Annotated in this window: 12 protein-coding genes; 8 read left to right on the top strand and 4 right to left on the bottom strand. The window is 41.3% G+C overall.

The window, feature by feature from the left end:
* Positions 1–76 precede the first annotated feature (76 nt).
* From surE to B3X18_RS10850, 3 genes are all read left to right on the top strand, one after another.
* Positions 77–850, top strand: a complete 774-nt coding sequence (gene surE, locus B3X18_RS10860) for a 5'/3'-nucleotidase SurE (protein WP_005015018.1) — start codon at positions 77–79, stop codon at positions 848–850.
* A gap of 121 nt (positions 851–971) precedes the next feature.
* On the top strand, positions 972–1,793 hold the full coding sequence (locus B3X18_RS10855; RefSeq protein WP_005025337.1) for a peptidoglycan DD-metalloendopeptidase family protein: 822 nt from the start codon (positions 972–974) through the stop codon (positions 1,791–1,793).
* Between the two features lie 98 nt (positions 1,794–1,891).
* On the top strand, positions 1,892–2,821 hold the full coding sequence (locus tag B3X18_RS10850; protein WP_005015015.1) for a LysR family transcriptional regulator: 930 nt from the start codon (positions 1,892–1,894) through the stop codon (positions 2,819–2,821).
* A 55-nt stretch (positions 2,822–2,876) separates the two neighbouring features.
* Here the strand turns inward: B3X18_RS10850 and B3X18_RS10845 are convergent, their stop codons facing one another.
* Positions 2,877–4,091, bottom strand: a complete 1,215-nt coding sequence (locus B3X18_RS10845) for an aspartate aminotransferase family protein (RefSeq protein ID WP_005025340.1) — start codon at positions 4,089–4,091, stop codon at positions 2,877–2,879.
* A 161-nt stretch (positions 4,092–4,252) separates the two neighbouring features.
* Between B3X18_RS10845 and grxD the strand changes: the two genes are divergently transcribed.
* On the top strand, positions 4,253–4,594 hold the full coding sequence (grxD, locus tag B3X18_RS10840; RefSeq protein WP_005015011.1) for a Grx4 family monothiol glutaredoxin: 342 nt from the start codon (positions 4,253–4,255) through the stop codon (positions 4,592–4,594).
* Between the two features lie 55 nt (positions 4,595–4,649).
* Here the strand turns inward: grxD and B3X18_RS10835 are convergent, their stop codons facing one another.
* Positions 4,650–7,283: a Lon protease family protein gene (locus B3X18_RS10835; protein ID WP_005025342.1), complete on the bottom strand. Its 2,634-nt coding sequence runs from the start codon at positions 7,281–7,283 to the stop codon at positions 4,650–4,652.
* A gap of 181 nt (positions 7,284–7,464) precedes the next feature.
* Here B3X18_RS10835 and B3X18_RS10830 point away from each other — a divergent pair, with 181 nt between their 5' ends.
* The 4 genes from B3X18_RS10830 to rpmE all read left to right on the top strand — a co-directional run bounded on the left by B3X18_RS10830 (position 7,465) and on the right by rpmE (position 11,612).
* Positions 7,465–9,618, top strand: a complete 2,154-nt coding sequence (locus B3X18_RS10830) for an AmpG family muropeptide MFS transporter (RefSeq protein WP_010700345.1) — start codon at positions 7,465–7,467, stop codon at positions 9,616–9,618.
* A 2-nt stretch (positions 9,619–9,620) separates the two neighbouring features.
* The gene (gene gloA, locus B3X18_RS10825) at positions 9,621–10,022 is read left to right on the top strand and encodes a lactoylglutathione lyase (RefSeq protein WP_005025346.1); all 402 of its coding nucleotides are present in this window, start codon (positions 9,621–9,623) and stop codon (positions 10,020–10,022) included.
* A gap of 159 nt (positions 10,023–10,181) precedes the next feature.
* Positions 10,182–11,183 (top strand): bile acid:sodium symporter family protein, encoded by a 1,002-nt coding sequence (locus B3X18_RS10820; RefSeq protein WP_005025348.1) that lies wholly within the window; start codon positions 10,182–10,184, stop codon positions 11,181–11,183.
* Between the two features lie 204 nt (positions 11,184–11,387).
* The gene (gene rpmE, locus B3X18_RS10815; protein WP_005015004.1) at positions 11,388–11,612 is read left to right on the top strand and encodes a 50S ribosomal protein L31; all 225 of its coding nucleotides are present in this window, start codon (positions 11,388–11,390) and stop codon (positions 11,610–11,612) included.
* Positions 11,613–11,673: 61 nt separating this feature from the next.
* On the opposite strand, the gene B3X18_RS10810 is transcribed toward rpmE, so the two are convergent.
* Complete coding sequence (locus B3X18_RS10810) at positions 11,674–13,809, bottom strand: EAL domain-containing protein (protein ID WP_005025350.1); 2,136 nt, start codon at positions 13,807–13,809, stop codon at positions 11,674–11,676.
* Complete coding sequence (locus tag B3X18_RS10805; protein WP_005025352.1) at positions 13,791–15,545, bottom strand: hypothetical protein; 1,755 nt, start codon at positions 15,543–15,545, stop codon at positions 13,791–13,793. The genes B3X18_RS10810 and B3X18_RS10805 overlap by 19 nt, the downstream gene beginning before the upstream one ends.
* Positions 15,546–15,553: the final 8 nt, after the last annotated feature.

The raw sequence follows: 15,553 nt of genomic DNA, 5'->3' as shown, positions 1-15,553 counted from the left end.
GAGTCAAATATATATAATTTATTGAATAATTCAATTTAATGTCCTCTACAGTCATTTTTTTAACCGAGATTTTTGTGTGAATATTCTAATTGCCAATGATGATGGTGTGTTTGCTCCAGGCCTACAGGCGCTTGCACAGGCCTTGAAACCTTTAGGTCGTGTAGTTGTGGTTGCTCCTGAAGCCGAGCGGAGTGGTTATTCGAGTGCGTTAACCCTAGACCGTCCTTTAAGACCGGTACCTATTGCTGAAGATGTTTGGGCTGTTAATGGCACACCTGCAGATTGTGTTTACCTGTCTATGAATGGCCTGTTTGATTTCGAGTTTGATCTGGTCGTCAGTGGTATCAATAGTGGAGCTAATTTAGGCGATGACGTACTGTACTCTGGTACAGTAGGTGCTGCTTTTGAAGGCCGTCTCATGAAGCAGCCGGCTATTGCCGTTTCACTTGCTGGCGGTAATGTACGCTCATATGTACATCCTGATGAGTTCAAGGTTGCTGCTCGTTGGGTTCATGATTTTATTGCTCGTGGTTTGCCCCAGTTACCGCCACGTCATATCTTGAATATTAATATTCCAGACCTACAGGAACTTAAAGGTGCCCAGATTACTTATCAGGGTCAGCGTTCTCAATCTAAACCGATTACCAGCCATGTAGACCCACGTGGCCGCCAAGTGTACTGGATTGGTCTGGCTGGTGAGGCAGTAACAGAACCGCGAGAAAATATTCACCAGATTCAATCAGATTTTTTTGCAATTGCCAATGGTTATGTGAGTATTACGCCAATTCAGATGGACGCCACCAACTATGCAATACTGGAGAGTTTACAAACAGATCTTGAGCTCAGCTAAACACGGACAAACCAGTTATGTTATAAGTTTGTGAAAAAGGAAAGGTGAAATGATTTTCACCGGACTTTTTTGATACCCTTAGCGCAGTTGTTTTTTGAGTCTATATAAGAGAGGGAGATCAATGCAATTGGTTCCACAACACCGCCTATTTCCTGTTCCAACTACAACAATCATGAAAAAAATAGTGTTGTCGGTTGCTGTTGTTTCTACCCTGATTCTTACAGGTTGTGCTTCTAAACCTCAGATCAATAATCCGACTCGTTATGCAACTGCACCAGATTACTATACAGTACGCTCTGGTGACACCTTAAGCGGTATTGCAGCGCGTTATGGTCTGAGCTATTTAAGTATTGCTGAAATGAATGATATTTCAGCCCCTTACCGGATTTATGTAAACCAGTCACTGCGCCTGAAAAATTCAGGTACACGCCGTAGTCAAACCCAGCCGATTACCCAGGCTGCCCCAATTCAGCGTCAGCGTGTTGCTCTGCCAACACCGCCGCCTGTAACCACAACTACTCGTACGACTGTCCAGCCAACCAGCCCTACACCGAGCATACCGGTTCGTAGTACGACATTACGATGGGTGAAACCGGCCAATGGGCCTGTACTTCAGGCTTATAATCCGGCAAGTAATATTAAAGGAACCCGTTTTTCAGGAAATCTGGGCGATCCAGTATTTGCAGCAGCAGACGGACAGGTGGTTTATGCGGCAGATGGCTTGAAAGAGTATGGAAATCTGGTCCTGATTAAGCATATAGATGGTTATATTAGTGCTTATGCACATAATAGTAAAATGCTGGTAAAAAGCGGTGATAATGTAACAGCAGGACAAAAAATTGCTGAAATGGGTTCTAGTGGTACGAATCAGGTTATGCTGGAATTCCAGATCCGTCTGGATGGTAAACCGATCAATCCGGCAAGCATTTTACCAATTAATTAATAAATTAATGCAAAACTAGAAAATCCCCGTATAATACAACGAGTTGTTTTTATCAAATATTGAATAATAAAGACAGCTCAAAGTTCAGAGGGAATTTTATGTTAGATCAACTCCGGGCAATGGGAGTATTTGCTTGCGTTGTTGAAAAAAGCTCGTTTAGCGGTGCGGCTCGTGAACTTGGTATTACGACAAGCGCCGTCAGTCAGCAAATCCGCTCATTAGAAAATGAAATGGAAGTAATTCTTCTGCATCGTTCTACCCGGAAGTTGAGTCTGACCGAAGCGGGACAAGCTTTTTTCCACAGCTGTCGAGAAATGCTCGCTGCTGCTGAACGTGGAAAGGTTCGAATTAATGAACTGCGCGATGAACTGGTCGGTGACCTGCGCATTGCGACCACGCCAGAAATAGGTGCCATGCATCTTGTACCTGCTCTGTCTCACTGGATATCTGCACATCGCGGTTTATCTGTTCATTTTGAGGCTGAGAATAAATATATTGACCTGATTGAAGGCCGTATTGATATTGCTGTACGCATGAGTTCAAAAATAGAGGATTCTAATCTGACCGCCGTGCCGCTGGCCCGGGTTGAGCAGATTCTGGTTGCTTCTCCAAGTTACCTGAACCAGTCTGCTCCAATATCACGTCCTGAAGATTTAAAAAATCATGATCTTATTCCAATTAATGTCATGAATAATTATCAGCAGTTTTCATTCCAGCATGGTGTGACAAGTGAAGTTGTTGACCTGGAAATGCGTTGCCGTCTGTACAGTAACAATGTGCTGGTCGCGAAATCATTATGTCAGCATGGACATGGCTTGGCGCGTATTCTTTATCTGGATGTGCAGAAAGATCTGATTAATGGATCTTTGGTTGAGGTATTGCCTGAGTGGAAACTGCCTGCTTTTACTCTTTATGCAATTATCTCTCGACGTGAACAGCAGCCAATGAAAATTCATCGCTGTCTGGATGCTCTGAAACAGTATTTTAGTCAACTTCCCGGTGGCAGAGTCTATCAGGAAGCATCTTAAACAAGAGTATAAAAAAGCCGCACTGAGCGGCTTTTTTATATTACTTTCTTATCTGTTAAGCCTCAAGAAAATTCTTGATTGCCGGGATTAGACGCTGAATCAGATCATCGGCTTGCTCTTGTGTCATGTTAAGTGGCGGCAATAAACGGACCACAGAACCAGCAGTTACATTAATAATCAGTTTGTACTCGTCGCGTGCAATATTTACCAGTTCGCCACAGTCTTTCGGTAATTCAATACCAATCATCATTCCGAAACCGCGGACTTTAACCTGATATTCTTTCAGCTGTTCACGAATCTGGTCCACAATATATTGACCGATTTGAGCTGCGTTCTCCAGTGCATTTTCCTTTTCCAAAAGTTCAAGTACGGTATAAACCACACGTGAACCCAGTGCTGAACCACTATAGGTTGATCCATGATTTCCAGCAGCAAGTACGCCTACACCACGGCCTTGAGTCATTACCGCACCAATTGGAAAACCGTTGCCTAGGCCTTTAGCAGTTGTCAGTACATCTGGAATAATATTGGTATGCTGGTAAGCAAAATATTTGCCAGTACGTCCATTTCCGGTTTGTACTTCATCCAGCATCATCAGCCAGTTGTGCTGGTTGCAAATTCGACGTACATCTTCCAGATAGCTGAAGCCTTGTGCTGCAGTATTCACGCCACCTTCACCCTGAATAGGCTCAATCAGGATAGCGACAATATCCGGATGCTGAAGTGCAGCCTCTTCAATGGCTTCGAGGTCGCCAAATGGTACACGGATAAAGCCTTCTACCAGTGGAGCAAAGCCTTCCTGGACCTTTTTATTACCTGTGGCAGATAAAGTTGCCAAAGTCCGTCCATGAAAAGACTTGTCCGCTACAATAATTTTAGGGGTAGCTATACCTTGCTGATAACCGTATTTACGTGCAATTTTGATAGCACCTTCATTGGATTCAGCACCACTGTTTGAAAAGAAAATCTCTTCCATACCAGAGACCTGAGCCAGTTTCTGCGCAGCAGCTGTTTGCCAAGGCACTTCAAACAGATTGCTGGTATGAATGAGAGTCATCGCCTGTTCGGCAATTGCTTCGGCCAGTACTGGGTGAGCGTGGCCTAAACCGCATACGGCAATACCGGTAAGTGCATCCAGATACTCGGTGCCATCTTCGGTATAAAGATACGCTCCTCGACCTCGGACAAAACTGATCGATTGACGGCCAAAGACTGGCATCAGATGCGATGGTTGATCAGCTTGTACAGGGGCGAGGGTAATATTATTCATGGCTAACTCTTGATGTTAGGTGGATTAAAAAGTTTATATAAGCAAAAACAGCCTCAGAATAAAAGGCCAAAAATCAAATTAACATAGAAATATCTTTGACACGGACCCAGTTTTCCTCAGTTTTAGGTATAATGGCCGATAGAATAGTTGAGGATTGATCTATGACTGAACAAGCACGTGATACTGAAGCGTTAATTCGCGATCAAATCGCTAAACATGCTGTACTTCTTTATATGAAAGGCACTCCACAATTTCCGCAGTGTGGTTTCTCAGCGCGTGCTGTAGAAGCACTCAGTCAAATTGGCCGTCCATTTGCGTATGTAAATATTCTGGAAAATCAGGATATTCGTGCAACACTGCCTAAAATTGCTAACTGGCCAACTTTCCCACAACTCTGGGTAAATGGTGAGCTGGTAGGCGGAAGTGACATTATGCTGGAAATGTTTCAAAATGGTGAGCTCAAGCCATTGGTCGAGCAGTATAGCCCAGCTCCAGAAGCTTGAGTAACTGCCCAACCATAAAAAAGCGCCTTGTTAAAGGCGCTTTTTTATTAAGAGGTCAGGGCTGACCAGAAAGTTCAGCAGATATATTACCTGCTGGTATTTGATCGACTGTATTCCCTTCAATGGCAATCTTTATTTCATTTTTCTTCTTTTTTTTCTTCTTTTTTTTCTTCTTCTTAGGATCCTCACTCATTTCTTCACCATCTTCAAGTGCTTGCCAGTATTCAAGCTGCTCCATAACTGCCGCATAGATGGAACCTTTACTATAACGGCCTTTTTTATCTAATATACCTACAGGTTGGGCCATTAAAATCTCTAGCGCCTGATCAATCGTGCTAATAGCATGGACATGAAAATGGCCGGCATTGACAGCATCAATCACATCTTGGCGTAGCATCAGGTGCTGCATGTTTTGGCGTGGAATAATGACGCCCTGCTTTCCAGTTAGACCTTGCAGTTTACATGCATCAAAGAAGCCTTCGATCTTGGCATTGACGCCACCCACCGGTTGTACCTGTCCAAGCTGGTTCATAGAGCCTGTAATTGCCCAAGACTGGTCAATCGGAATCTGACTAATAGCAGAGAGCAGGGCCGATAACTCTGCAACAGTGGCGCTATCTCCATCTACTTGTCCATAACTCTGTTCAAAAGCCAATGCTGCCGAGAAATGAAGCATTTGCTCGCGGCCAAAATGTGCTTTCAAAAAGCTGGACATCAGTAGTACGCCTTTAGCATGCAAAGAACCACCAAGTTCAACACTGCGTTCGATATCAAGAATATCTCCACCGCCTTGGTATACCGATGCAGTCAGGCGGGAAGGCAGACCAAACTCTACATCTGCATAATGAATTACAGATAAGGCATTAATCTGGCCCAGACGGTGCCCAGACGTTTCAATCAGCTGAGTACCGCGGGACAGGTCCTGCCAATAAAGCTCCCTTAAATAACCTAAGCGATATTTACGGTGATCAAGTGCCATATTGATGTATTTGGCAGAAACCACCTTGTCACCCGCCTGATGGGCATGATGATGAGCTTCACGTATTAGGTCACCTAAAGTCAGTGCATGTAAAGACAGAGAACTTTGATCTTCTGCTTGGCGGCTTGAGTCTGTCAGGAGCGCAGCAAGTGCAGAGCGGTCAAAGGGTAATAACTTGTCTGCCTGTACATAATCTGCAATGAGCTGCATGTAAGCCTGTTCGTTAGTGTCATTACGTTGTAATGTATCAGTAAAATCTGCACGGATTTTAAAAATACTGTCGAGTTCTGGTTCAACCTCCAGAATCTCATAATAAATTTCAGGTTCAGCTAGTAGAACCACCTTTAAGTTTAAAGGTACGGGTGCAGGTTCGATTGAAATACTGCCAGTCAAAGTTAGCATATGTTCAAGCGATGATAATTTAAGCTGCCCAGACTTTAAGGCACGTTTTAAACCCTGCCATGCATAAGGCTGTTCTAAAAGCTGTTCTGCTTCTAAAATTAAGAATCCGCCGTTGGCTTTATGCAGTGCACCAGGGCGGATCAGACTAAAATCTGTACTGATCGTACCATTTTGAGTTAGCTGCTCAACATGGCCTAAAAGATTGTAGTGGGTTGGGAAATCTTCAAAAATAACAGGGGCGCCGCTGTTTGGCTTATTACTGACTATAGTATTGACCTGATAGCGGGAAGGGACACGACTGAATAAAGCAGGCGAGAATTCGTCTTCTTCCTGATCCAGAATCATCTCGACATTTTCAATAATGTTTTCTGCATATTGCTTCAGGTATTTCTCTAAGCCGGCAACTTCAGCGTATTTATTGAGAATACTCTCAATTCGCGGCATTACCACCTGTTTAGCAATTTCGCGGTTCAGGTCTGATACCTGATCTCTGGCTTCATCTTCAAGATCACCCAAATGTAAGCCCAATCGCTCCAGTTTTTTATCCATATAACGCATATTGGATGCGATTTCAGCACGTTCTTTGCTGCTCAGTGCATTAATTTCGGTCTGGCTCAGTTCTTCAAGTTTGCCATCTTTAATCTGTACAGGAACAAAGCAATGCTGTTCTTGATGGGAGACCAGTTTAAGGTCAAGGCCTTCGCCCTCTTTGGTTAATTCTACCAGTGCCTGCTGTTGTTCATTGCCGGTTTGCTGACGAATTAACTCGATCTGGTTGTGATAGGTCTCGGCACTAAAGCGCCGTTCTAACTGTTTGAGTGCAACCTGCCAGGTTTGATGCAGGGCTTTTTGAAACTTGGGTCCATGTCCGGCCGGAAAACGTAGTAGTATGGGCTGGCGGGCATTTTCAAAATTATTGACATACACCCAGTCGTCTGGCGTAGGCATGGCTTTGGCATGCTGCTGTAACAGGCGCCGGATCATAGTACGTTTACCTAGACCTGCTGTACCTACAGCAAAGATATTATAGCCTGAATAAGGTAGCGTAATTCCGGCCTCGACAGAGGCTTTGGCCCGGTCTTGACCTAAAAAATTATTAAGAGGCTTGATCCGTTTTGTTGAGGAAGGAATTTTCTCCAGATCAGGAATATGAGTAAGCTGTTCTGGCTTGAGCGCAGTTAAGTTTAAAGTATTTTGAATTTCAGTCCGGTCCAATGCTGATGGATAGGCATGATCAAGTTGTTTCTCAAGATTAATTGTAGTAGTGGTAGATAAAGAAGATGTCATTTGATCGAGTCTTTGGGTCACTGTAAAATCCAAAACTTAATATTCGCTAGAGTTTTAAAGGTATACAGGTTTAAGGGAAAATATCAAGCAGGCGAATCAGCTTTCATTATAAAAGACAGCGGATTTCATAAAAAGCATTGAAACCTGATCAATTAAACGTTTGAATAGCAAAATTTAAGATTCACTGGAAAATAATTATTCAATGTCCACACAAAGTTCAGGATGGAAAGCTGCTTTCTTAGCCTTTCTTGACCGCCGAGCCCTTATTATGCTGTTTTTGGGTTTTTCTGCCGGTATCCCTATTTTATTGATTTTTTCAAGCCTGTCACTGTGGCTGGGCGAGGCAGGGATAGATAAAAGTGCAGTGACTTTTTTTAGCTGGGCAGCATTGGGCTATTCTTTTAAGTTTGTATGGGCACCTTTAATTGATGAGCTGCCTGTCCCATATCTGACCAGAACTCTAGGGCGTCGCCGAGCCTGGTTGCTCATTGCACAGTGTTTGATCATTACTGCAATTTGTATTATGGCTTTTTCTGATCCGGCGCTCGGGCAGAGTCATCTGATCCAGATGGCAGCAGGTGCCGTATTACTAGGTTTCTCGGCAGCAACACAAGATATTGTAATTGATGCCTACCGAATCGAGCTTGCTGAAACAGAAATGCAGACCGTCCTTGCATCTACTTATAATGCCGGTTACCGGATTGGTATGATTGTCGCCGGTGCAGGTGCTTTATTCCTGGCAGCATATTTAGGAACTGCTAAAGGTAATTACATCTATACTGCATGGCAGACTACTTATCTGGTTATGGCAGCCGTCATGTTAGTTGGTGTATTGACTACACTTATTATTCGCGAGCCACAAGTAAACCGTATCTATAAAGAATATAAACGTAGTGATTACTACCGGCTGGTGGCAGTATTTTTTGTTGCGGTCATCAGCTTCGTTACTGCCTATATTTACTCAGGTACTGCCGTTGAAGCACTTGTTCATAATATGGGTATTGAAGATAGTTTTCTTTTGTTCCTGTTTGAAGCTTTGCGCTTTTTAGGCTCAGGCGCAGTATCAATACTGGTGGGTGCTACGCTGGTAAAACTGGGCGCTGTAAACCGGCAGATGGCTTTTGAAACCTGGGTAAATCCAATATTAGATTTTTTTAAACGCTATGGATTAAAACTAGCTCTGGTATTATTGCTGTTAATTGGTTTTTACCGAATTTCCGATATTATTGCTGGTGTTATATCTAATGTGTTTTATCAGGATCTCAATTTTAGTAAAGAACAGATTGCCGAAGCGGTTAAAGTGTATGGCGTAATTTTTAGCCTAATCGGTGGTTTCTTGGGCGGTTTGCTGGCGCAGCGCATTAACATTATGAAATTAATGTTTGTAGGAGCAGTATTGGCCAGTTCTACCAACTTAATCTTTATTGGCTTGGTTAAATCTGGTCAGCCATTAGGTGATATTGAAATTTCAGTGGGTCATCAAACTTATCAGACTACTACGGATGAAGTAGGAACTTGGAGTGTAGCAATACCCAACAACCAGCTTGCACAGCAAAGCCAGATTTCAGTAAAAACTCAGTATACAGATAGTCCTGAGCAGGTTAATGCCTATATACCTTATTTAACTCAGGATCATAACCGTTCTCAACTGCTGTTGCTACCCATTACCAGTGATAACCAGCTAGATCAGCAGGAGCAGAAAAATAGCCTGGTGGTAAGAGGACAGTATGCTGGCCCTGCTTTTAATCCAGAGCAAAAAATAGTTTTACATCTGGATGGTCATAATTTCGATGCCAAACTTGATGACAACGGTATATTTAGCGCAGCAATAGATGCTCATCTGCTAGTCAATTCTCCAAGTAAAACAGTTGTTGCGGAGTTGATAGAAAACAAGCAGGTAAAATTACAAACCACACACTCTTATAAAGTGAATAATTTAAAAACAGCCAAACAGCTTGATATCGATATTCAGCCACTTTCTGTTGTTGACCCCCAAAAAGACACAACAGTTGTAAGTGGTAAAGTCATTAAACCTTATAGCTCGCTCTGGTTATATTTTGCCATTATTGTTGATAATCTGGCGTCCGGTCTGGCAGGTGCGGCATTTATTGCCTTTTTATCTAGCTTGACCAGCGTTTCTTTTACCGCTGTTCAATATGCTATTTTTAGTTCACTTATGACATTAACTCCTAAGATTTTAGGAGGGTATTCAGGTACTATTGTTTCCAATATCGGTTATCCGAAGTTTTTCCTTATGACTACACTAATCGGTATTCCGATTTTGGTATTAGTCGTATGGGTAGCAAAATTACTGCGAGAACATCAATCTCTAGAATCTGAACATAAAGGTGATTAATCATGCGCATGCTGCATACCATGTTACGAGTAGGCAATTTAGAACAGTCTCTCAAGTTCTATACTGAAGTGCTCGGTATGACTTTACTTCGTAAACGTGATTATGAAGAGGGCCGCTTTACTCTGGCATTTGTAGGATATGGTGATGAAGCAAACCATACAGTACTTGAGTTAACCCACAATTGGGATACAGAAAGTTATGAATTGGGCAATGCTTACGGTCATATCGCCATTGCAGTAGAAGATGCCTACAAGGCATGTGAGGAAATTAAAGCACGTGGTGGTAATGTGGTTCGTGAAGCTGGACCGATGAAAGGCGGAGTTACCGTAATTGCCTTTGTTGAAGACCCAAATGGTTATAAGATTGAGCTAATTCAACAGGATGACAATGCCAGGAACAATTAAGTAAAAGACTAAGTGTTCAAAGAAAATACCGAACATTTTAGCTAAACACTAGCTTAAATAATTACGCTCAGTAAGATGAAACTTTACCTAAAGGTAAAATCGTCTGACTGGGCTTTTCTATTATTAATTTTCAGCCTATAAAAAAACAGGATGTTGATTATGAATATATTAAAATTACTGGCATTGGACCGCTTTACTATATTGCTGATTGTAATGGTTGTACTGGCAACTTTTTTACCAGTAAGTGGTGAGCCAGCTAAAGTCTTCGGGGTTATTACCAATATAGCAATTGCCATTTTATTTTTTCTGCATGGAGCAAAATTATCACGCCAGGCAATTGTTGAAGGTATATTGCACTGGAAGTTGCATGTAGTGGTTTTTGCTTTTACGTTTGCTGTATTTCCTATCATTGGCCTATTAGCCAAACCTGTGCTACTTCCGATGCTTGGTGAGCAACTATACTTGGGTTTTCTGTTTATGTGCTTTTTGCCATCTACAGTTCAATCTTCAATTGCTTTTACTTCAGTTGCCAAAGGCAATGTTGCGGCGGCAGTATGTAGTGCTTCATTTTCAAATCTAGTGGGTATGTTTATTACTCCGGTTCTTGTCAGTCTTTTTATTTTTGGACAATCCAAACATGATTATGATCCGACTTCATCCATTATAGAAATTACTTTATTACTCCTTGTTCCATTTATTGCGGGACAGTTATTAAGGCCTTATGTTTTTCCCCTTATGCAAAAAGCGCCAAGCATTGTAAAAACTTTTGATCAGGGCACTATTTTAATGGTGGTCTATGGCGCATTTAGTGGTGCTGTTGTAACAGGTCTCTGGCAACAGGTAAGCTGGCTGACTCTATTTAACCTGACTTTAATATGTTCAGTGTTTCTGACAGTGATTATGTTGTTGGCTTGGTATATTCCTAAATGGCTGGGATTCAACAGACCAGACCAGATTGCAGTATTTTTTTGCGGTTCAAAGAAGACCTTGGCTAGTGGTGTACCTATGGCACAGATTCTGTTTGCAGGGCAGCCACTTGGCATGATTGTTCTACCGATTATGATCTTTCATCAGATTCAACTTATGGTCTGCGGCGTAATTGCTAATTATTGGTCTAAACAGGACACTGAGGAATATATAGGTGAAGAGGCGGCAGAATAATTCGCTATAAATTAATTTTTAATTTATAATACTGGCCACTTGTTGTGCTTAGCCCTGACGGAAACCGTCTCGGTGGGCCAAGAGAATGGTCTGTTGTGGTGTTGATCTGCTGTGGTTTTTATTAAGCCCGGCCTTCCTCAAATGATTTGAGAGTGGTCAATTGCGATGATAGCAAAACCTTTCTTTACTTAGGAGTAATCGACGATGCGCGCCGATATTCACCCAAAATATGAAAAACTTGTTGCTACCTGTTCTTGTGGTAACGTAATCGAAACTCGTTCTGCTTTAGGTAAAGAAACTCTTTATCTGGACGTTTGCTCAGCTTGTCACCCATTCTATACTGGTAAGCAGAAGAATGTTGACACTGGCGGTCGTATTGACAAGTTCAAACAACGTTTCGCTGGTATGTCACGTTCTATCAAACGTTAATACTAGAAAAAAAAACGGGCAGTAAGCCCGTTTTTTTTACGCTTCAAAACAGCAGCCTGAATTACTGATCCTGTACATCAGTTAAGAATTCTAGTTTTTTCTGGAAATAATTACCTTCCAAATAACGTGCTTCAATATTCCATGCATTGGCAAACAGGTTCATGTCATCAAGTTCACGCAAAATAATTTCAACAGGCTTAATTGCCAGGAAATTGATAATTTTTTCTTGCAGGTTGCCTAGTTCTTTATCATTAGAAATCAATTGTGTTAACTGTTGATCTAAGGTGACATACTGTAGCTCTATCTGATTTAGTAATGATTCACTATAAATAGAATTTCCAAAATTCCGGATTGAGATCTCTGCACCATATTGACGTAATAGCGCAATCTGCTTTTGTGCTGCCGGTAAATTGTAAAGAATTTCTTCCTCAGCAAATTGCAAAATAAGTGGATGGGACTGTTTACTACCAATAATGGTAATAAGTTTAGCCACCAATTCAGGAAGCTGTGAGTCATTAAATAAAATATGCTGATTCAAGTTAACAATCAGTCTGGCGTCAGGATACTGGCGAATAAAATTATGTAATTGTTTACAGGCTTCTACCAGTACCCAGCGATCAAGTTTGATTGAAAGCTCATTGTTTCCTTGTAGGTCAGCTAAACCAGAAAATTCTTGCCAGCGATTTTCATAAATAATACCGCTGGTAACTTCATAAGTATAAAGATTGATATCCTGCTTATCATAAAGCTGTTGATATCTTAAATGAATATCTGCCTGCTGGAGTTTCTGGGCCAATACTTGTACCAGTGAAGGGGTAGAGGTGGCTGCGCTCAGAGCGGTTTCTGGAACTTCAGGTACCGGAGCCGGCTCAACTTCAAGCGGAGCAGTTAATTCTAGTTCAGGCTCATGTTCCAGCTCAGGCAGGTGATGGTTAAATGCATACTCCAGAAGCTCTTCGAAATGATCATTGTCCCGAATTTCATCTGGAATGAGTGTATAACCAATTTGTAGTTGCAAAGAGAAATTCACATCATTAACTGTCAGAAGCTGGGCTTTTTCGAGGGCGCGCAGACTCATTAACTGAGATTCTAATATTTCTTCAGATTCTGCTTGAAACAGGGCACCATATAATATGGTATGAACTTTAAAGACCAGCGTATGAGTTTGCTCTCTAATAAAGTCTTCAATATTCAAAAAGTAAGTTTTTAAAGTATTCCAGTCACTCTTGAAAATCTGATCAGAGCAGGTGGCCAGACTAAATACCACCAGAGCATTAAATTTTGCAGGCTGGCTAATTAAATAACGGTTGACCAGCTGAAAAGGGTTAACTGAATTTGAGTTTTTCTCTGATATCTGGGGTGAGCTATTATTAGAGAGCAAGGTATTAGAATTACTTGAGTCACAATTAATTCTAATTTGTAGAGCGTCTTCCTCAGCAGCAGATACAAATTCAAGTTCAAGTGCGGATGAACAGGCAACCTGACTGTTTAGAGTGCGTATTTCGAAATGCCCCTGATCAAACTGCCCCTGACTGATTTTTTTAAAACGCTGTTTAAAATCATTCAGATCTTCAGGCTGTAATATATCTAAAAGAGGTAATCCAATAACTTCATCTTCTTTTTCCAAGCCGAATAAATTCAGGTATTCATTATTTGCCTGAATATGAATTCCTTCCTGAATAATAGCAACAGCTTTATGACTTTCCTGAACCAGGGTCTGCGCCTGATTCTGGGCCATCTCAAGTTCAATACTTAAACGCTGTTGAGCCTGTACCAGTCGGTAATATGAAAGTGCCCGTACCAGCCCTATATAAAAACGTTCTGGAAAATCCAAGTTGATGACATCATAGATACCTTTATATATATAGTGATTATATTGTGCCGGTTCATATTGATCAGGTTTTATAAGGAGCACCGGCAAACTTGGCTGGGTTGATGCCTGTACGATTGAAAGAGCCTGTTCAACTTTAAGATCATAGGCCCGGCCGAAAATAATCAGATCCCAATCCAGATGAAGCTGCTTTTCAAAACTTTTTAAGTCATCCAACAGCACTGCCTGTACCAGGTGATCTTGCTGAGCAAAAATCTCTATAATCTGGTTATAACGGATCTGATTATCATCAATAATGAGTAGACGCGTTTCAGTACGTTTGAATTTTTTGGAGAGTAGCGGGTTTCTCACTTCAATGCTTCCCATAAATCTTGTTTATTTAATTCTTGCGCCTGTTTATCCATAAACTGATCGAGTAACCCCTGTTGCTGCTCGTTAATCAACTCAAAATTGAACTGGATAAAGCTTTGGGTAATCAACAATGCCTTGGTAAGACAAATTTTGATTTCTTCCTGGCCCAAGCGCAAGTAAATAGTTTGGTGTTCTTTAAAGGTTTGTGAACCTGGTAAAATAAGGGTGACCTGCTGCTGAAAGACGGCTTTTTGAATAAGTAAAGCAGGATGATAATTAATTGTATGAAGATCAATCTGCATTCGAACTGCGCACGGATACATCTCTTGTGCCAAAATTTCCAGTCCAAGTTCCAGGCTTTTATTAGTAGACTGCTTAATCCAGCGAATGACTCCACCTCGCCATTTCTCTTGGGTTTCTTCCTTAACCAGTATAAATTCGCCTGTGCGTAAATTTTTTGGGGTTTCACCTTTCCATTTAATTCGGTAACCATTTAAGCTGACATCAAGCACGCTGGTCTGATAAAGTTGTTTGGCTTCCCGATCCAATAGCCGGCTAGAATTGACTTGGGGAAGAGTATCAGGCGTATCTTTATCCCAGTTTAATAATAATTTTGATTCACTTTGAAAGCCATAATTATTTTCCAGCATTAATGTTTCATTAAAAGTCTTGGCTTTTGAAAGATAGAAATGTGCGGACAATAAACTAAAACAGATATCTAGCTGTGCAGAATATTGATAGCGGTCATGACGGCGTTCTGTCGTGCTGCCTAAAATGGTTTGTACATGGAATTTGAGTGCCAAACTTAAATTTTTCTGTTCATGTTTTGATAAAAATTCTGGCGTTCTTCCAAAAGTCGCATTGATGTGTTCCAGCAATTCCTGAGTAGTAATAAAAAAACTGGGTTCAAAATCCGGATTCTGTTTTTTCTGGTGAATTGGTGGGTAGTCTTTATTGCAATCTACAACATATTTGGTGAGAGTCGTTGCTCTAGGTAAAATTTGGATCAGCTTGGCCCAGTCAAAACTGCATTCATAAAGTGACTGAATTTCAGAGGGCCGAATTTGATGGGCATTAAAAATGTCCAGTAAGATCAGCTGGGCATAGGTCTGATTAATATTGGCTAAAATATTTTGAGTGCCCTGTATCTGGTTAATACTGTTCATATGAAAATCATTTTTTAAAGCAATATCATACAGCTGATGAGCAATGAGCCATTGACCGGTAAAATAGTGACTATAAAGTATTTGCTGTTGATACAGTAGGCTGACAAGTTGTTGCAGGGCATAATAAATTGCCAATGTTCGAGCTATAGATAAGTTTTTTTTCTGATTAAAAGCAAAAAGAGAAAATTTTTGATGAGCGAGCTGCTCGTGCGCAGAACGCGCAATATTAATATAAACTCCTGCAAAGTGACAGCGTAGTAGCATAGCCAGTTCAATAATATGCTCATTACGGTCAGTACTGATAGGACCCTGATTAAAAAAATGTTTTTCTAAGCTGGCCAGTACTTTATCGATGGTAGGATGCAAACTATGAATCAGGTCAAATCTGAGTGTTTCACTACATTTTAAGCGAGAGATTTCGAGTACGGCATGAAACAGCGACTTAGAGGTGTCACCAAGCTGCATGAAAGACAGATTACCTGCCCACATTTCCAGATCTTTCACTGTAGCAGGTGCAAAGCTAAGTTTTTCCCTATCAAGAACATTGGGGGAATGAAATATTTCTGAAAATGTACTATTCATCATACTTATTA

The organism is Acinetobacter sp. UBA6571, from assembly GCF_002434085.1.
In the GTDB taxonomy this organism is placed as follows: Bacteria; Pseudomonadota; Gammaproteobacteria; order Pseudomonadales; family Moraxellaceae; genus Acinetobacter; species Acinetobacter radioresistens.
The sequence above is the reverse complement of the archived record's forward strand: the minus strand, read 5'-3'. Positions and strand labels throughout refer to the sequence as shown.